Annotated in this window: 15 protein-coding genes; 5 read left to right on the top strand and 10 right to left on the bottom strand. The window is 46.4% G+C overall.

Annotation, left to right across the window (positions count from 1 at the left end; all coding sequences use genetic code 11):
- Positions 1-2 precede the first annotated feature (2 nt).
- Genes K6Y21_RS14815 through K6Y21_RS14830 form a run of 4 tightly spaced genes read right to left on the bottom strand, consistent with a single transcriptional unit; the run spans position 3 to position 4,495 of the window.
- Positions 3-1,679, bottom strand: a complete 1,677-nt coding sequence (locus K6Y21_RS14815) for a hypothetical protein (RefSeq protein WP_233072621.1) — start codon at positions 1,677-1,679, stop codon at positions 3-5.
- Positions 1,676-3,046 carry a protein kinase domain-containing protein gene (locus K6Y21_RS14820; RefSeq protein ID WP_233072622.1) on the bottom strand — a complete coding sequence of 457 codons (1,371 nt, stop codon included), beginning with the start codon at positions 3,044-3,046 and terminating at the stop codon, positions 1,676-1,678. Before K6Y21_RS14820 ends, K6Y21_RS14815 begins: the two co-directional genes overlap by 4 nt.
- Positions 3,043-3,822 carry a PP2C family serine/threonine-protein phosphatase gene (locus K6Y21_RS14825; RefSeq protein ID WP_233072623.1) on the bottom strand — a complete coding sequence of 260 codons (780 nt, stop codon included), beginning with the start codon at positions 3,820-3,822 and terminating at the stop codon, positions 3,043-3,045. Before K6Y21_RS14825 ends, K6Y21_RS14820 begins: the two co-directional genes overlap by 4 nt.
- A gap of 1 nt (position 3,823) precedes the next feature.
- The gene (locus tag K6Y21_RS14830; protein ID WP_233072624.1) at positions 3,824-4,495 is read right to left on the bottom strand and encodes a vWA domain-containing protein; all 672 of its coding nucleotides are present in this window, start codon (positions 4,493-4,495) and stop codon (positions 3,824-3,826) included.
- A 195-nt stretch (positions 4,496-4,690) separates the two neighbouring features.
- Here K6Y21_RS14830 and K6Y21_RS14835 point away from each other — a divergent pair, with 195 nt between their 5' ends.
- Entirely contained in the window at positions 4,691-5,425 is a 735-nt protein-coding gene (locus tag K6Y21_RS14835; RefSeq protein WP_233072625.1) for a substrate-binding periplasmic protein, read from the top strand.
- 356 nt (positions 5,426-5,781) lie between these two features.
- Here the strand turns inward: K6Y21_RS14835 and K6Y21_RS14840 are convergent, their stop codons facing one another.
- From K6Y21_RS14840 to K6Y21_RS14850, 3 genes are all read right to left on the bottom strand, one after another.
- Entirely contained in the window at positions 5,782-8,130 is a 2,349-nt protein-coding gene (locus K6Y21_RS14840) for a glycosyl hydrolase family 18 protein (RefSeq protein WP_233072626.1), read from the bottom strand.
- 699 nt (positions 8,131-8,829) lie between these two features.
- Positions 8,830-9,390, bottom strand: a complete 561-nt coding sequence (locus K6Y21_RS14845; RefSeq protein WP_233072627.1) for an RNA methyltransferase — start codon at positions 9,388-9,390, stop codon at positions 8,830-8,832.
- A 69-nt stretch (positions 9,391-9,459) separates the two neighbouring features.
- A complete protein-coding gene (locus tag K6Y21_RS14850; RefSeq protein ID WP_233072628.1) occupies positions 9,460-10,422 on the bottom strand; it encodes an alpha/beta hydrolase in 963 nt (320 codons plus the stop codon).
- Between the two features lie 142 nt (positions 10,423-10,564).
- On the opposite strand from K6Y21_RS14850, the gene K6Y21_RS14855 reads away from it, so the two are divergent.
- The 3 genes from K6Y21_RS14855 (at position 10,565) to K6Y21_RS14865 (ending at position 14,845) form a co-directional block, all read left to right on the top strand.
- Positions 10,565-11,233, top strand: a complete 669-nt coding sequence (locus tag K6Y21_RS14855) for a cupredoxin domain-containing protein (protein ID WP_233072629.1) — start codon at positions 10,565-10,567, stop codon at positions 11,231-11,233.
- 10 nt (positions 11,234-11,243) lie between these two features.
- Positions 11,244-13,568, top strand: a complete 2,325-nt coding sequence (locus K6Y21_RS14860) for a putative bifunctional diguanylate cyclase/phosphodiesterase (protein WP_233072630.1) — start codon at positions 11,244-11,246, stop codon at positions 13,566-13,568.
- A gap of 137 nt (positions 13,569-13,705) precedes the next feature.
- Positions 13,706-14,845, top strand: coding sequence for a methyltransferase (locus K6Y21_RS14865; protein WP_233072631.1), 1,140 nt, complete (start codon positions 13,706-13,708; stop codon positions 14,843-14,845).
- A gap of 43 nt (positions 14,846-14,888) precedes the next feature.
- On the opposite strand, the gene K6Y21_RS14870 is transcribed toward K6Y21_RS14865, so the two are convergent.
- Positions 14,889-15,671 carry a substrate-binding periplasmic protein gene (locus K6Y21_RS14870; RefSeq protein WP_233072632.1) on the bottom strand — a complete coding sequence of 261 codons (783 nt, stop codon included), beginning with the start codon at positions 15,669-15,671 and terminating at the stop codon, positions 14,889-14,891.
- A gap of 372 nt (positions 15,672-16,043) precedes the next feature.
- On the bottom strand, positions 16,044-16,568 hold the full coding sequence (locus K6Y21_RS14875) for a DUF1543 domain-containing protein (protein WP_233072633.1): 525 nt from the start codon (positions 16,566-16,568) through the stop codon (positions 16,044-16,046).
- Between the two features lie 248 nt (positions 16,569-16,816).
- Here K6Y21_RS14875 and K6Y21_RS14880 point away from each other — a divergent pair, with 248 nt between their 5' ends.
- Positions 16,817-17,017, top strand: a complete 201-nt coding sequence (locus K6Y21_RS14880) for a hypothetical protein (RefSeq protein ID WP_233072634.1) — start codon at positions 16,817-16,819, stop codon at positions 17,015-17,017.
- A 60-nt stretch (positions 17,018-17,077) separates the two neighbouring features.
- Here the strand turns inward: K6Y21_RS14880 and K6Y21_RS14885 are convergent, their stop codons facing one another.
- The gene (locus K6Y21_RS14885; protein ID WP_233072635.1) at positions 17,078-18,982 is read right to left on the bottom strand and encodes an ABC transporter ATP-binding protein; all 1,905 of its coding nucleotides are present in this window, start codon (positions 18,980-18,982) and stop codon (positions 17,078-17,080) included.
- Positions 18,983-19,056: the final 74 nt, after the last annotated feature.

Below are 19,056 nucleotides of genomic sequence, written 5' to 3' on the forward strand. Positions count from 1 at the left end.
GCTTATTGTTGAGCTTGCCCTTGTTGCTCGGCAAGTTTGAGTAGCCTTTGTTTAAACGCATGGGCTTGGGCGGGCGTCATGTTTTGTACCGATTGGATCCTGTCATTAATGCTTTGGCTGTGGTTAGAATTGGATTGTCGCTGACTTTTTTTGACTCGATTGAGGCTCTCTCGGTTAATGTCCGATTGATAGTATGAGTCTTCATGCGCGGTTTCGATTGAATCAAGCTTGAGCTTATCCGGTTGCATCGTCGAGTCTACCTGGCGATAGCCAGCCCAAAACGCTTCAATACCGTCATTGCTTAAATCTAATTTATGGTCAAAGTAGACTTGATGCTGTGGGTCTGTCACATAGTAAGTGCGAAAGCGCTCGGCTACACTGATGGGCTGAGTTTGTAGGTTAAATAGGGTGAGATCAACATAATGGCGCTGGGCAAGGGGGCCTTGTTGCAAGGTGAGTTGTGGCCCCGCCAGCAGATAGTTTTCTTTACCCGGCAGTTGCATATTGTCAATAAAGCTCAAGGCCAAAGGCGCAATATTGTGCTTGATACTGCCCTTAGGTAATTGGGCGAGGTGAGCGAATGGCTGCGGGATTTTCTCGCCCTTAATGGTGCCTAAATGTTGATAAACAAGTGGCTCAGGAACGCGCTCAAAGCCTGTTGCCGTTCGCCTCACGGTGCGTGGTTTTGACCAATCTCGCTTTATCTTTTTGTGCACGCGAATTTGAGTTTGTCCATGAGTTTCCTCGTGAGTTATCTCTTGAGGGGGCTCTTCTGGTGTTGTGGGCAATACCACTTCACCGATGGCGAGTACATTATTCCCCAAGGTGAGGCTGTGAAATTCAGTGTTGGCTTTGGGGGTTATCTTGAGCTTGGCTGTGAGCCTGTTTCGGTTATGGTCAAGTTCAAATATTTGGATAAAGCTATCGCGACCATCGGCTTTGGTATAAAGAGTAGCGATATGAAAAGCCCGACTCGAGACACTGAGGGCTTTGATGCGATAATGTTGCAATTGTTCAGGCAGCTCACCATGGGCGATGGCCTCAGTCCCCTCTTTAATATCAAATACCTTGATGCGACGTTGGCTGGCAGTGACCAGGATGTCGCCATAATTGCCCACGGCGAATAGCCAAGGCTCATCGTCTTGGTAGGGGACATCTTGATCAAAAAAAGCAAAGTTTTGGTTAGGGTAACGGTTGTATAAAAATGATCTTGGCTTATGGATACTGCTGACGCCGTAACAATTGCTTTGCTCGTTTTGGCAAAGATAACTAAACAATAGGTCGGTTCGCGGCACATATTGCCAGCGGTTTAAAAACAATTGCTGCTCAGTGAGCTCTACCGCGAGACTAAAGGTTTGCTGATGGGTGAAAAAGTCCCATCGTATATTGTCTTGATTGGCCAGTCGAATGCTTTGGGTTACGCCAAAAGCTTGTCCCTGCAAGGGTTTAACAAACACATGATTGTTCTGATACTCATCACTACTTAGCCCTACTTGTGGCAACGGCAAGAATTCGGGTTGCGACAATCTGTCGAACCCAACAATGCGAGGCTTGGGATTAACGGTGAATGCCGCGTTGTCGTTATTGCCATCGGGGGTGTTGATCTGATTGAGCAGCACTGCGGAGATCAGAAGTAAACTCAGGGCAATAATCGCAAAACTGATAATGCGCTTGATCATGGCTGCTCCTGCGTTAACTTGGGTTTAGGTGGCTCACTTGTTAGCCCTAGTTCTGCTTGGCCTGAAATGATGTCAAACTCCGGTACGGGAGCGGGGTTAAGTTGCATTCCAAACAGCAATGCCCAAATTGCAACACTTAACCCACCGACAACGATGGCGCTGGCAAGTTGTGCTTTAGATAACTTAAAGCCTGCAAACCACGCCCATATTTGGCTGAAATTGATACTAGGCCTTGGTGCAGGCCTATATGCTGGACTAGTTGGTCTAGCTGTATTTTGGCGTTGGGGTGTATTGCTTGTATATGGCTGCTGATGTCTTGTTTGACGGGCTTTGGTCTGTTTTTTTCTAGCTTTTTTGGGCGCAGCGATATTTTTTTTAGGTTGCTGGCAATGGGGGCAAGAATGGCCCCAAAATTGATGGCTGCTGGCTTTGTTACACTGCTTGAGCTTAGTGGTTAATCCCTCTAATAGGCCAACCCAGTCCAGTGCGCTGAGGCGAGAAGTCGAGGTTAAGCTGCGGCTAAAGCTGTTAATCAGTTCAGCTGGAAAATCTAGGTGCAGTGACCAAGGTGACGGCGCAATATCAGCATGGGCTTTCGCGCCATAAGGATAAAGCTGCTGACCAATTTTGTTTTGGTTATCCGTGGGTAAATCGCGGCCTTGTTTGGGAACCCCTTGAAAGGGGTGCAGGCCATGGTTAAGCAGCTGAAATAAGATCACGGCAAGGGCAAATTTATCCTGCTCTTGATCTAGGGCTTGTGGCGGCTGCTGTTGCCTGTAAGCTTCGGGGGCAATAAAGCCCGCCGTGTATTGATGAGCGGGAAAATCCCCCTTTGGGCCCTTAATGGCAAAGCCATCACAGTCGACGATACACACCTGCGCGCTGCGTTTATTGACCGATAGGTTGGCCGGCTTTAAGTCGATAATGGCGTGGTCAAGTTGGTGTAGCGCGGCGATTTGTTGACATAAGCTAACGGCTACCTTAATGCGAAAACGAATATCATCGGGTAGTTGATGCAGCGCTCGGGTACGCTTGCTTAATAGCATTTCCAGTTGCACATGCTCGGATAAATCCAGCAAGGGCATGGCAAAGCCTAAAAAGCGCTGTTTGTTGTCTGCGACCAAAGCAATGGGCCAAGTAAAGCCAGCTTCTCCTTGCTGCGAGCTTTGTGGCGGCTGCGCTATCATTTGCCAGAGTTTGTCTTGGCGCTTGGCATCTTTGTCGGCATCGTGATACAGCTTAATGGCGTATTGGCCATCAAGGCTGGCGTGGATCGCGCCATCTGCGCCTTGGTTTAGCGCCTTGGCATTGAGTGTTACGGCTTGGGTTTTGCCATCACTGAAACAAAGGTTAACGCGTATCGTCATACAGCCAAACTTGAGTCATATAACCAAACTAGGGTTTTATCATCTTGGGTGATGGCGTAGGTGCGCGGATCATCTAAGGTGGCCGCTAAGGCTTGGCTGCCAAGTTGGGTATCCACACTGGTTAAGTATTGATGCACCGGTTTTAAGAACTGCAAATCAGGCGCGTAGGGATGGGTTTTGGCGGCAAAGCTGGCGCAACCATCACTCATTAAAAACCAAATTTTGTAACGTGTGGGCGCGCACATCACCCTGAGATGGGACTGCCAATCATCTAAGGTAAAAAAATAAGTGGTTTCGGCAAAGTCGCCATTTTCAGGTTCGCTGACGATACAATCTTGCCAATCTTCAGGGTTAACCCCCAAAATCAAGCCATCGCCTAAATGAAACATTAGGCTTTGCTGCTGATGTTGGACAACACCGCAAAGGGTGGCGTGATAATCACTCAATGGTCCTAGCTCAGCGAGCTCATTGCGACACTGGGTTATGGTATCGCGTAGCAGCGTGACTAATTCAGCTTGCGCGATGGCTGGTGAGGATAGGGTAAGCACATATTCAAGCAAGGCATCACAAACCATCTGGCTTAGCTTTTGCGCGCCTTGGTCTGAGTGTTTCGCCGAGCCCGCCCCATCACAAACGCAAGCCACGGTCGTGTCATTTTGGCTGACGACGTGCCAAGCATCTTGGCAAGGTTGCTCTGTTTTAATATGGCCTTGGCCTCGCACCGCTGCGCCAACAAATAGTAATGCTGGCTCTGGCTTACTGCTTGTTTGGGTCATATTAGATTTCGACTTCGGCCCATTCGTTGGTGCTGGGCAGCTGAACTTTTTGTCCCGGTACGCTAGACGACACTGTGGTCATACTGCGACTGAGCCAGACGAATAATTCATTGAAGGCGAGGCCTTTTAGTTTTTTCGGTGTTTTGTTAGAAAACTGGCCGAGCGCCTCAAAGTCGGCGCCTTCGGTGCCAATGGGGAAGATCACGGCGCGTTTATTTTGCTCGGCTTCACGGCAAGCCTGCGCGGCTTCTTGCCAACCGTAGTCATTGGGTGAGCCATCGGAAATCATGATCACCCAAGGGCGCGTGCTGGAAATGCCATTGGCATCATATTGGGCTTTTTGGTTTTGGACTTCTTCTAAGGCAAATGACATGCCTTGACCTAGCGGAGTTAAGCCAGAAGCGATAATTTCTGGCGCTTTAAAATCTATCGCATCGACCCAAGGTTGTACCACGGTGACATCATCGTGACCGCCGACCGTGATCACTAACACTTGCACTCGCATGGCGGTGGCAACATCACTTTTAAGTTGCTCTTCAAAGACACGCAAGCCATGGTTTAATTGCTTAATGGGCTCGCCAGACATAGAGCCAGAGGCATCTAACACGAGTACACAAGGGGTGCGTTGGTTGGTGTTATCGGCAAATTCAACGCCGGGGATCGCTTGTGTCATGGCTATGTCCTTATATGCATCTTGTTTAATAGAGGAGGTATTTTATAGTCTTTGCTGAATTTGTTAAAGCCCATCTATTTGCATTGGCTATAGTTTTGAGGGAAAGGAAAGCGAAACAAAAAATGAGCGAACACAGCGGCAGCTTGTTTACCTCGCCTATAATACTTAGAGAGGGGGATGGTTAAAGAGTTGCCGATGAAATTAAGCTTGATGCTACTGGGAAGTCTATGTTGGAGCCTGAGTGTGTTGGCTCAGCCTGTTCTTATCGTCAATTATGGGCCAAGCGATAATGCGCCTTATATTATAGAACAAGCAAACGGTGAACCTTCGGGGGTGATTGTTGAGTTGATGCAAGAGTTTGCTGTGCGCTCTGGCATTGAGGTGACCTTTCTAAAAACGCCAAGAAAACGCTTGGAGTTCAGTTTGGAGACCGGCAAGGTTCACATCGTTGTTACATCTAATCCCAAATGGTTAAAGCAACCCGATAAAGTAAAATGGACGATCCCTTTGTTTATTGAAAAAAATATTCTGGTTATCCCAAAAACAGCCCCCGATATTGTTAAGCTTGATGACTTAAAAGGGCTTAGTATAGGAACCGTGTTGGGCTATGCCTATCCTGAAATAGCCCCATTATTTGCTAATGGTGAAGCCTTGCGAGTTGATGCCCTAGAAGTACTGCAAAGCTTGCAAAAGATGCAGGTTAATCGCATTGATGCGGTGATTACTTCTGATATTCAAGGTGAGTGGCTGCTCAAGCATCATGGGTTTGATGATGACTTTGTTTTTGCCCGTTTTTTAATCAGTGAGCATGAGATTATTCCTGCGATTTCTAACCTTAGTCCGGTCTCGGTAGAGAAATTCAATCGGGTATTTCTAAGTATGCAACAAGATGGGTTTATTGAGCGTTTATTAAACCGATATCGTCAATAGCTAAAGATGACTGCTATACGGCTCGACAAAAAAGAGGCGCTAGGCGCCTCTTTGGGTCAAAGGAATGTTAGGGCCTTTTGACCTTTCGCGGTTAATTTTTGTTCGAGAGGGGACACCCTGTCTAAAAGCGTTTTGGGCAAGGCGAGCGGTGTGTAGCTTAGTATTCTAAGTAAACACTGCTCAACGACGAACAAAACGCTTTTAGCCGAATCCGTAGGACAGCGTTTGTTGGTCATTTCTACTGCGTTAGCGCTTTTTTGCATAGTTGACTATGCTGCAAAGTCGCTGCCTTGTATTAATACCCAACAAATCGCTGCAAAAACAAGCTCAAAAGGTCAACAGGCCCTGATGACGTTTTATTGTGCAGCCCATGGGCCACCATCGGCAGGGTTATTGCCTTTGGTCCACCATTTTGCTTTGTAAGTCACACCTTGGTAAGTGACGAGCTTACCGCCAGTGTAAACTTTGTCTGCACGCCACTCTTGAGTTGAACCGTCATCAAATTCAGCCCAGACCGCAGCTTTTCCTGGTTGTTCGCCTTTGGTCCACCATTTTGCGGTGTACTTAACGCCGTTAACCATCACAGAATCACCTGTGTTGTAAACCTTGTTTGGATCCCATTCATCACCTAGTGGTGCCGGTGAGACATGAACAAGCACGGTTTGCGTTACGGTATCGGTACCATCAGATACCATGACCTTAATACTTACCGTTGTATTTTCTGTTACTTTGTCTGCAGTGTATTCAATCACTGCCGCATTGCCTGATTGGGTTAGTTGCCCCATGTCACTGGTGATGGTCAAGGTATCGTTAATGTCTTGATCCGCGGCACTAACCTTGATTGCCACAGAGCTTCCACCAACGACATCAACACTAGCCGGCACGGTTAATGTTGGTGCATTGTTCGCTATGGTTGGATCGCCGATGACGTTAACGGTAATGGCTTTGGTATCGGTTTTCTTACCATCGCTTACCTTCACGTTAATGGTCACGGTTTGATCAACCTTAGTCGTCGGTGCAACATAACTTAATGTGGCTGTTTTATCACCTGTCGCAACCACTGTGCCCATATCTGCGCTAAAGCTGAGCTTTTGGCTGTCGGCGTCAGTTGCACTGAGTAATAACTCAAGGCTGGCACCACTGTCTAGTGTTTGCGTGCCTGGCACGGTTAAGATCGGCGCGGCACTGGGTTGAGTGTTGTTAAACACGTTATCCACTACGGTAGCCAATGGCAGTGATAGGTTTGTACACTCTTTTAGGTAGCGCCCTCTTGGTACATAACTGCCTTTACATTCAAGATCGCCTGCTACTTGCCATACGATCACACCACCTAGGTTGTTATCCACCACGTATTCGGCTTTAAGGCCAATTGATTTTTCATTATCGTAGCTAAGGAAGTAGTTACCTTTAGTTAGGTAAGGTACTTTAGCGACATCGTCCCAATGTTCGGTCCAGCCCGCCATTTGTTGCTTGATATACACATAATTTGGCTGACCTTCGTAGTTCTTCCAGTTGGTTAGGTCGACGGCAGATTGCAAAGGACCATCCACTGAGAAGGTTACTTGGCGTTTCTTCGTTGCAGCGCCTACATCGGCAGGCTCTGACGTTTGTACGCCGCGACCATAGTAAGCGAGACCCATGTTGATCTTGCTTGACGTGACATTTTTAGATGCCAAGAATTGCGCCATCGAATGCCAGTTAAAATCTTGCGCTGACGCCGTTGGGTAAGCATACAATGGCGAGTTATGGCCTGCTTTTTCAGACCAGCCCCCTTCGTAGTCGTAAGTCATCATGTTGAAGTAGTCCATGTATTGGTCTAGCTTCGGCCAATCAAACCCTTCTAGTTTTGCTGGACTTGCGGCAAATGCGGCCGAGATTTTTTTATCTGGGCCAATCACGCGGCGAATTTCGACCACAAGATCTTCAAAGTTTTTGAAATCATCGGGGCGACCATCGAAGTTCATACCGCCAAAAGCAGGGTATTCCCAGTCGAGATCGATACCGTCAAAACCCATGTCCATCAAACGTTTGACGTCTTGTAAGAAACGCTCACGCTTAACCGGATCGGCCGCCATTTCAGGGAAGTGTTTAGACATACTCCAGCCGCCAATGGATGCCATTACGGTGACGCCTTCTTGCTCGGCTTTATCTAATAAGCCTAATGCGCCACCTTCTTTTTTCAATGGGATAGGCATTTTGCCTGCGAGACCCGTGGGTTCGTGTAGCCATTTACCATTAGCGGTTGGGTGTGGCACAAAACCTTGGGCAGCAATGCGGGCTTTGAGCTCTTTATTGCCCCATTCGCCAGGGAAGTCACTGATCATCTCTAGCTCGCCCCAGAGGATGTGGTAATCCCAGCTGCTGTATAAGTCTTCGTGTAGCAATGGCGCGGGCTCTTGAACGGCGCCTTTTTGGTAGATTGATTTATTGCGGTAGTCACCGGAATGCAAAGAGCCATCTTTAGCTACGCCGAAGAACGAGAAGTTCAAAATAGAATACTTGCTCATGTCAACGTTTAAGTGAGTCGCAGCGCCTTTTTCAATGCCGTGGTTAGGCATGGTTTTCCATGCTTCCCACTGGGTAATGTAGCCGATAACTGTTTTGTCATGAGCGGGGGCGGCAGAGGCATAATTAGCGCTGCCTACGATAGCAAGTGCTGCTAATGCACAGGCAATTTTTGATTTTTTAAACACGGTATAACTCATTAGTTCGTTCCTTGACCAATGTGATAAAAGTGACAAGTGCAGACCTGACAAGGAGGGCGAGGCTGAGTAACGTGGCGTAGTTACTGGATGTCGCTTCGCTAGGTTCATTGTCGCCATTCCTTGGCATCTTAAGTAGCCTAACTGCGGGTCTCCTTGACCTCATGGCGACTCAATCCTGACTTGTAGAATTGTCCCTTAGTGGACAAATTGACTATAAAAACGGCTTATCTTTAGTGCAATGGTTTTTTATTTAGGATAGAAAAGAGGATTTGTTTGTTTTGTTCGTTTTACAACCTAATTGGCAAGATAATAATTGCTTATAAGTTTTATATTTTTTATTTAAATTTGATATTTGAGTTTTTCCACGTTTTTTATGCTTTTTCAGATGGAAAAATAAACAATTAAAAACGTTACAAAAATCATGGTTTTTTAATTTTGTTTATATATAACAGTTAGTTGGCATGGGTTTTGGTGTTTGTCATACTCTATTTAAGCCTTCGTCTTTGTGGGTATGAGGTGATTTAAGCATCTGTTGATGTTGACGCTAAGGCCATTGTCGTAGGTTATTCTCCCGTATGAAGCTGGATGCTTTGTTTCGTGGAATAGATAACACTCTCATAGAGTATTGTTTCTATGAGAGGCGGGTTTTCTATGGGGGATAAGCTAAAAGAGCGATATTTTATAAATGCAAAATACGCTCTAAGCTTTTACTTTGACTCGATTATTTTTATCGCGACTGGTTTTTATCAGGGTATCACTGGGGCTAAATTGCTGGCGTTTGATACTTCTGTCATACAGTAGCACGTTAACCGAGGCGGCGAGGTTTAGGCAGCCATGGGTTGGGATATAGACAACAGCGTCTGCTTGATCGATCACTTGCTGACTAATGGTGCCATCTTCTGGCCCAAAGACGTATAGCGCGCGTGTTGGATGTTCAAACTCGGGTAAAGGGGTGGCCCCCACGACAAGATCAACACAAATGACTTTGACGTCTTCAGGTTTACCCATCAGTAAACAGTCCTGCTGCGATAGTGGGATTTTACTGCGAATTTTCTTCGTATCCGTATTCAGCTTCATGGTGCGATCATAGCGCTCACCGCTGTAAATCACCTTATCCACCGCAAAGCACCCCGCGGCGCGCATCACCGCGCCCACGTTAGTGGCGCTTTTCGGATTGGTTAAGCCGATCGTCACATGCCCGTCATGATGGGCGGTTTTAGTTAATGGCTGATTAGAGGGAACTTGGCTTAGCGGGTCCATATTGATTTCCTGACGGGGTTTTAGCCCGCCAGTTTAGCAAGGTTACGTTGAGATTTCTTGTTGTACGCGTTATCGCGTTTGCATCAGTACTTGGCTTAGCCAAGTGAGTACATAGACCAAGCTTTTTCCCATGTGGTCGACATGGCCGCCGTCAAACTCAAATAATGTCACGTCTATATCCCGTTGTTGCATTTGTTCGACCAACGTTAAGCAGTCTTGGTAGGTCTCTTCTCGCTTGCCGATGTCGATAACCAGGGTGATCCCTGCTAGTTGTTGCTCTAATTTGGGGATTAAGCGCTGAAAAGCTGACTCTGCTAAGCCTTGCCAATCTTGTTCGGATTGGGGGAAACGACAAAATAGGGGGGGGTGATCGGCGGCGGGCAATATCTGTTGGAAACGATTACACAACAGGTGTTGCCAAACATCTAATTGCTCAACGCTCAACTTAGCGTCGGCTGCGGCGGCTAATTGGCTCTGATTAGTCTGATAGAGTTGTTTAAAAAAGGAAGGGTTGTCGGCGTTAATATGAGCCGGGCTCATCGCGACAGCTTGTTTAAAGAAACCAGGCTTAAACAACAAGGTTTTTAATACCCCGTCTGCTCCAGAGCTGTGGCCCATTAAAGCACGGTGTTCGGGCCCATTTTTACAACGATACTTGGCTTCAATGGCTGCGGGAAGCTCTTCACTGATAAAGTCGAGCCAATTGCCTTGGATAGCATTATTTTGATAGCCCGCCCCCGTAAAGCGAGTACGCGTGTCAGGCACTGCGATAATCATTTCTTCTATTTTATGCTCTTTTAATAGCTTCGCCATGGTCAAGTGAATGCTGGGTTCATTTTCCGTGTTTGAAAACCAGCCTTGAGGCGTACCACCAAAACCATGGAGCAGGTAGATAACGGGGTAACGTTTTGTTGGGTTGTGATGATAACTCGGTGGTAAATAGACCAGGACTTCTCGGGTAGGGTCATCATCCAGCTTGTTTCCACGTAAACTTTTGCTTGTGATTTGTATTTGCTCAAACACTCGAGACATGTACTGCATTTCCTTAGGCTATACTTATGACTTTAAATTGACCTTTGTAAGGTAACACATCCAGGATGATTTATTGATTAACAAATTGGCGAATTACGTTTTCATCCCTCATAGTTAGAAGGGGTTGAACGCAAGGGAGGAAATGACATTGACAGTTCAGTGGCTGACAGTTCAGTGGCGATCGAAATTGATGGTAATGGTGGTTGCGTGGGTCATCTGCTGGCCGGCGCTGAGTGAGCAATGGCAAGTGAAGGTTATTGATCACTTGGGTGAGCCACTACCTAATGCCGTGGTTGAGCTGACTATGTCAACGGATCCTGATGTTGACCCGTCAGGGTTAACACCGAGTCAACCTTATAACATGATCCAGCAACACAAACAGTTCCAACCTTTTGTTTTGGCAGTGCCCGTTGGTGCTGAAGTTGATTTTCCTAATTTAGATGCCACCCGACATCATGTTTATTCTTTCTCTAAAGCGAAAACCTTTGAGATAAAGCTCTATAAAGATCGCCCTCACAGTCCCATTTTGTTTGATAAGCCGGGGGTGGTGGCATTGGGATGTAATATCCACGATCGCATGCAAGCGCATATTTATGTGGCAAGTTCACCTTGGGTGGCGGTAACCGATGCAAATGGTATGGTGGTCTTTACCGATTTGAAGCCTGCTCCGTATCAAGTGAAGCTATGGCACCCATGGCAAAAGAAGCAACGTGAAACCATAGAGGTTAACTTCAATCGGGATAGAGCCGACCAGTTTAAGGTGTTTGCCGTTAAACCAGAACTCGCCTTTGTGGGCTCGCCACGATACTAGAGGGGCAAAGATGTTCACAAGTTATCGCAGCCGGTTAATTGTTGTTATTGTTTTAATCCTTATGGCGGTGCAGTTAGCGACGGCTCTGTCGGTACTTAACACCACTCATCAAGATAGGTTAAAGCAGCAACAGCAAAGTCTTGATGTGGGGATAAATGTTTTTTTAGATGTATTAAAAAACCGCTCTAAGGCATTAAATAAGAGTTTATCGGTTTTGGCTGCCGATTATGGTTTTCGTCAAGCCATCGCAACGGGTGAAAAAGAGACGGTTGCCTCGGTGCTGACAAATCAAGGTGAGCGTGTCGATGCAGATGTGGTGGTGTTGCTATCACCCCAAGGTGAGTTAATTCAAGCAAGCTTACCCGGAATAGATGAGCCAGAACTTAAGGCATTAAATGCCCTCACTGCCAGTGGCAATAACCTAAGTTCATCAACCATGTTGGACATTGATGGCGTCAGTTTTCAGTTTGTTTTACAACCCGTAAAAGCCCCTATACTTGTAGCTTGGGTTGGAATGGGGTTTGTATTGGATCAGCAGGTAGCGCAAGAAGCCAAAGCCATCACAGGCGTTGATGTTAGTTTTGTGCATTGGAACCCTGATTTTGGTACCGCCATTGCCTCAACCTTGCCCCAGTCCCAATCAGCGGCATTGAGCCTCAAAGCCGAGCTGCTACCTAGGATGGCAAATCAAGTGAAAGAGGACTTATTAACAGGGTACTTATCCTTTCCTCTATCCCTTGATGATACCGCCGATGACGTATGGGCGGTGTTACATCTATCTAATTTGCCTTGGGAGTTAAGCTACCTTGAATTGCGCAACCGACTGCTGTTGGTGTTTACCCTCACCATAGGGTTGGCTATGCTTGTGGCATGGTGGTTGGCTGGAAATCTAACTCAGCCAATTATGCGCTTGGTTGATTATGCGGAAAAAATTGGTAAAGGGAAGCAGCCTCAGCCCATTTTGAATGCGCCTAAAGAGTTGCAAATTTTGGCCAATGAGATGGCCGAAATGCAGCAACATATTGCGACTCGTGAAGCGGACTTGACCTACCAATCCCTTCACGACAGTTTAACTGGGCTCAATAACCGTGAGTCGGCTAAGCAGATACTTCGAGAGATTAATGGCGACTTATCGGGCCATTTAGTACAACTGGATTTGCAGCATTTTAGGCATATCAATGACATGATAGGGTTTGCCAATGCTGATGCTTTGTTAGTGCGCTTTGCCCAGCGTTTAGCAGCGATTCAGCCAAAAGCCGATTTTATTGCCCGGATCGACGGTGATGGCTTTTTATTGTGGTTTCGTGAAGGCATTGAACGAGAACAGCTTTGCAATATTATCAAAGAGTTAGAGCAGCCTTATCCGGTTAGAGGATCCAGTATTGCAGTCAATGTCCGAGCGGGGGTATTGGATCTTATCCAACACGGTGGCAATGTGGATGAAACCTTAAGACGTGTTGAAATTGCACTAGCCAAAGCGGTGCAATCGAATAAGCCGTTAGCCACATATCTAGCCGGAGAGGATGAACAATATCAACGTGAATTAACCATTATTAGTGACTTGCCTAAGGGGTTAGCGCAAGGTCAGTTTCACTTGGTATTTCAACCTAAGGTGGATATCCAACAAAATCAATGCCGCGCTGCCGAAGCATTGATTCGATGGCAACATCCTGAATTAGGTTTTGTACCGCCTGATGAATTCATTCGATTAGCCGAGCACTCAGGTAATATTGAGCAGGTTAGTCATTGGGTGATCGAGCAAGCCATTGCTCAACTGGCGACATGGCGAGCTCAAGGGGTTGAACTAAAAGTGGCCGTCAATCTTTCTGCTCATGATTTACTTAACATGCAGTTACCTACCTATATCCAGTCTTTATTGCAAATGCACTCCGTTCCCGCAGCTGCTTTTGCCATCGAAGTCACGGAAGGGGCGGTGATGCAAGATCCCCAGGTGGTCATAGCGGTATTGCAAGTGTTTAAAAATATCGGTGTGAGTATCGCCATTGATGATTTTGGCACAGGCCAATCTTCGTTAGCATATTTAAAAACCTTGCCTGTTAATGAAGTCAAAATAGACCGCTGTTTTATTCAAGATATGTTGGTCAACGATAATGACAGCATGATAGTCGACACCACCATCGCCTTAAGTCATGGTTTAGGCTATTCGGTTACCGCTGAAGGGGTGGAAGAGCGCGAAGGTATCGACTTTCTCAGAGGCAAGGGCTGCAATCTAATTCAAGGTTATGTTTTTTCTAAGCCTTTAACCGCGGAAGATTTTGCGACATGGCAAGATAAATTTAACCAAGCCGCGCATCAACACGAGACGGTGTCGTGAGCCTATAAGGAACGTTAACAGGGACGGGTACAACAGGTTGCCCTGCGGTGACCCCAACGGGGACTTCCTCGTTTAGGTTTTACTTTATCAGCGCTTTTGCGACAATAGCGATCAATCTCCATTGGCGTTATTAGTTTATGAATGTAAATTTGAACCTGCATCAGCGTACCCTTGTGCTTAATCGCTACCCCATCCTTAAAAATGAAACCCTTCAGGCTTGGGATGCCGCGGATGAGTATTTGATTAATCACTGTCAAACGCTCACCTTGGTTAAAAAGCGCCCGATTATCATTTTAAATGATAGCTTTGGTGCATTAGCCACTTGGTTTGCTGGTTTGGGGCAAGTGGTGAGTGTGACGGATTCTTATATTGCCCAACAAGCGAGCTTAGCTAATTTAAGGCACAATCAGCAACCCGAGATAACCTTGTTAGATAGCCTAAGCCCTCTGCCTGCTAATGCGCAGTTAGTGTTGTTCAAGCTACCTAAGAATAACCGTTTGCTGAGTTGGCAATTACAACAGTTGTGTCAGGCTCTACCGCCCGATTGTGTGGTTGTCGCCGCTGCTAAGGCTAAGGATATCCATAGTTCAACCTTAAAAATATTTGAGCAGTACCTTGGTGAGACCAGTACCTCTTTAGCGGTAAAAAAAGCGCGCCTGGTGTTTTGCCAGCCAAACCCATCATTGCAGCAAGCATTGCCCAACCCAAAACAATGGCCGGTATCTGAGCATGGCTTAATCATCAGTAATCATGCGAATGTTTTTTCCAGTGATAGCCTGGATATCGGAGCGCGCTTATTGTTGCAATATGTGCCACAAGATCCTGAGTTGAAAGAGATTGTAGATCTGGGGTGTGGCAATGGCGTGATCAGTATCAAGGCTGCGAAGCTAAACCCCCAAGCACATATTTTGAGTGTGGATGAAAGTTTTATGGCGGTACAATCTTGCCTTGAAAATACGGGGTTAAATGACTTATCAGCGCATCAAATCACGGCTCAAGTGAACAATTGCTTAGATGGGTTTGAGCATAGCTTTGCGGATTTAGTCTTGTGCAACCCGCCATTTCATCAAGCCAATACCATTACCGATCATATTGCATGGCAGATGTTTACCGATGCTAAGCGGGTGCTGCGCAATGGTCGGCGCTTGATAGTGATAGGTAATCGACAATTGGGTTACAAAGCTAAATTAAAGCGGATTTTTGGTCAGGTTGAGCTATTGGGGCAAAACCATAAATTTGTTGTGCTAGCGGCGACTAAAACGGCACCTGTGCAGTAAAAAGTTGGTTGTACTTGATCTGCACTAGCGAAGCCCTAAGCAGCTAAGGTGAACGGGTTAAGGTTTGCATTAATTGTTGATATTCGGCGCTGGTTTTGTAGTCTTTTATGGCTTGATTAACTTGTTCGATCAAGGCCAAGGAAACGACTTTTTTACTGAACATAATGTGAATGTCACCGGTGACAATTTTCATACCGGGCATGGCGATAATTTGATCGCTTAGCTCAAGTTGCTTTATCAAGGCCGCGCCACTGATACTATCGGCGATGACGGCATCTAAACGTGCATTACTTAAACGGTGAAAGTTATTGATATCAAAATCAGAGTAGAGGCGCTTCGCGAACTCCGCCTGGTTTAGTAATTGGGCAAACTCTTCGCCGTAGTAGCTTCCTTTGCTGTAACCTAAGCTATGAATGTTTGAGTCTAAGAGTTGTGACAAATGCGATATCGAGCGTGTTTCTAAGTCTGCTTTACGGATGAATAGGCTGACGGATTCGCTACGGTAAGGAATCGAGAAATAAGCATATTTTTCGCGCTCTGGTGTTTTTGAAGCGCCGTTCATCATGGCTATCTGACCCACCTCTAACCATGCGAGTTGTCTGCGCCACGGAATGGGATAGCTAGACAGGGTGACCTCACATGAAATTTTCGCCATTACTTTGCTAATGATTTGATAGTCGATGCCTTTGAACTCCCCATCCGCTTGCTGATAAATAAAAGGAGGCCAGTCTATCCACCCCCAGATCAAGGGTGATTGATGGCAGTCGGCATTGATACTGCTATTGGCATTGGCAAATGCGATATTGAGCAATAACACACAAACCATGCTTAACCTGAGCAAAAGGCGGGAGAATGAAACCTTGAGGTTACCATCGTCTTGATGCCTTGAGTCATAAATAGCCTGATTTAAGTTTCGCCTTAGGCTTAGACTTTGATTTGGCTCTTGGCTTAGCCTTTGGCTTGGCCTTTTGCTTAGCACTGGGGTTGGCTTTGACCTTGGTTGTGTTGGTTGCCTGAGTTGGGGTCGGATCCATTTTGCTAGTGAGTATCGCATACTGACTCTTCGCCTCTGTGCTCAAGGTGCAAATAGCCCAATTACTAGGCTGTTGTAAACAAGCGTCTAGTGGCTTGGGTATTAGTGAGTATAGACGTCTTTGTTTTGTCTTTGCCAAGGTATGACATAAAGGCGAGCTAAATTTTATAACTTTTCAAAACCATACCAGTCTGGCTGCAGGGGTTGAGATTGAGATAAATGCGCGCCTTGAAAATTTAGGTGGATGTAATATGGACTATCAATCAGTGAAATAGCGAAGCAATCGTCTACTTGCTTTAAATCGTCAAGATGAGCTTGAAGCCAAGGAATACTGCGGTTGTGTTGTAGTTTTTGCCAAGCTCGTTGTTTTGCGTTTTCGGGTGATTCAGCAACAACGACAAAAAACTGATGTAACTCAGCTAATTGTTGAGCATGATAGCCGCCAAAGTTGACGAAATAAAGCCAAGGGCCGGGGCTCGGCTCTGTGGATAATGTTATTTGGTAGCCATCTATGTGATGTAACCTTATATAGGCATCAAGGTGAGCCCCTTGCTTATTACCCACCCATTGCTGCTTTAACTGGCCATAAGTGGCGCGGATAGTTTCTCCATGTACAAACCGTACATCATGCATTTCAATGTGTCCGCCACTGAGCCGACCGCCTAAATATGCCAAATATAGATTTTCCATTTTTTTCCTTTCTGCAGATGTCAGTAGCGATACGAGCAAATCCGCTTTGATGATCTTAAATAAAGGCTCATTACCATGACAAAGCGAGGTCGCGGAATGTTCAAAGCTCTTTGCTGCTAAATGTGCAAGAAAGTGTGCGAGGGCGTTTACTTGAAACTCTATCTGTCATGCAAAAGACTTAGTTGTTTCATTTTTGGTTCATTGTTCTGACTTAGCATAGTACGGGATTTGAATGATGAGGAATCAAAATGAAACTGAAAAATTGGGCAAAGCTACCTTGGATTGAAGTACTGGTGATTGTGTTGACCCTGGCTTTTGTGGCTTATGTTAGAGCGGCGTCTGATGCCAGTGAAATGCAATTGACCCCGACTTTGCCTACGCCTATTTCTACTTCACAGCCCTGGTATATGCTCGGACAATATCAACCGAGCAGTAAGCCAGGTGGGTGATCAAGGTTTACCTCCCTTGTAAGTGCCACCTGTAGGATCATCCTTAGGTGGCAATGATATTTAGTTTTCTAACTGCTCCAGTTGCTCTTGCGCATCCATCCAGCTCATCTCGGCTTCTTCGATCGCCGCCTTAAGGGTTCGTTGTTGCTCAAGAACTAGAGTTAATTTAGCTTTTTGCGCAATATCATAGAGTGCAGAATCGTTTAATTGCAGCTCAACCTCGGCTAACTCGGCACCGAGTTTGTCCATTTGTTGCTCGGCTTTTTCCATGGCTTTGCGAAATGGCAAGGTTTGTTTGCGCCGTTCGGCTTCTAGACGCTTTTGCTCTTTACGGTTTACAGCGCTGTTAGCGCTAGGCTCATTATTTGCTGGGGCGGCTTTTTGTTTGTCTATTTTCTGCTGCTCACCAAGCCATTTGTGGTAATCCTCTAGGTCACCGTTGAAGGGTTCAACTTGACGATCATGAACGAGGTATAAGTCATCGGTGGTGGTGCGTAGTAAGTGACGATCGTGCGAGACTACGACCATGGCGCCTTCAAAGCTTTGCAAAGCCACAGTAAGGGCGTGGCGCATTTCTAAGTCGAGGTGGTTGGTCGGTTCATCGAGTAACAGTAGGTTTGGTTTTTGCCACACAATCAAGGCCAACACTAAACGTGCTTTTTCACCGCCGGAGAAAGGGGCGACGGGCTCAAGGGCTTTATCGCCCTGAAAGCCAAAGCTACCAAGATAATTGCGCAGCTCGAGTTCGCTTTTATCCTTAGCTAAACGCGCCAGGTGTTGTAATGGGGTATCGTCTAGGCGTAAAAACTCTAATTGATGCTGAGCAAAATAACCCACCTTCGCATTAGGGTTTAACTCAAAGTGGCCACCTTGCGCCTTGATTTCCCCCGCCAGTAGTTTGATCAGGGTCGATTTACCCGCACCGTTGCGACCCAGTAAACCAATGCGGCTACCTGGCACTAAGTTAAATTTAATCTTTTCGAGGATCAGGGTATCGCCGTAGCCGGCGCAAATGTCGTCCATGGTAATCAACGGCAAGGGCAGGGCATCGGGTGCAAAGAACGAAAAATTAAACTGACTGTCGGCATGGGCTGGCAGGGCCAGTTCCATTTTCTCTAGTGCCTTGATACGGCTTTGTGCTTGACGTGCTTTAGACGCCTTATAACGAAAGCGGTCGATGTAGCTTTGCATGTGCGCCATTTGCTTTTGTTGCTTTTCGTAAATGGCTTGCTGCTGCATTAACTTTTCTGCCCGCTGCTTTTCAAAGCTGCTGTAGTCACCCGTGTATTCAAAGAATTTGTTTTGTTCGATATGAATGATCTTGCCTACGATATCGTCGATAAAATCACGGTCATGGGAAATCAAAATCAAAGTGCCTTGATAAGCATTAAGCCATTTGGCTAACCAGATCACCGCATCTAAATCTAAGTGGTTGGTTGGCTCATCCAGCAACAATAAATCAGAGCGACAAAGCAGGGCTTGCGCTAAGTTTAAGCGCATTCGCCAACCACCGGAAAACGCGCTTACTGGATTGGATTGCTTTTCATTACTAAAGCCCAGTCCGGCAAGCAATTCTGCTGCGCGGGCCTTGATGGTATAGCCGCCAACTGTGTCTAGCTGACCATGTAATAGCGCAATTTTATTACCATCACCCTGCTGCTCTGCGCCAGCTAATTCAGCTTCTAAGCGACGAAACTCGAGATCACCGTCAATCACATATTCGATGGCGCTTTTTTCAAGGGCGGGGGTTTCTTGGGCAACACTGGCCAGTTGCCAGTTACTGGGAAAGCTAAGATCACCATTGTCGGCCTGTATTTCACCTTTTAATAAGGCAAAAAAGCTTGATTTACCTGTGCCGTTGGCCCCGACCAGCGCTACTTTTTGGCCCGGGTTGATGCTGGCGGTAGCATTTTGAAGGAGCGGACGACCGCCGCGAATTAGCTCAATGGCACTGGCTGTGATCATGGTTTGGCTTCTATCTGACAAAAATAAGTCGCGATTCTAACACAGGTCTATTAGCAGAAGAAAAGTTCACTTTG

Origin of the sequence: Motilimonas eburnea (assembly GCF_021295345.1) — a bacterium.
GTDB classification, from domain to species: Bacteria; Pseudomonadota; Gammaproteobacteria; order Enterobacterales; family CBDFNC01; genus Motilimonas; species Motilimonas eburnea.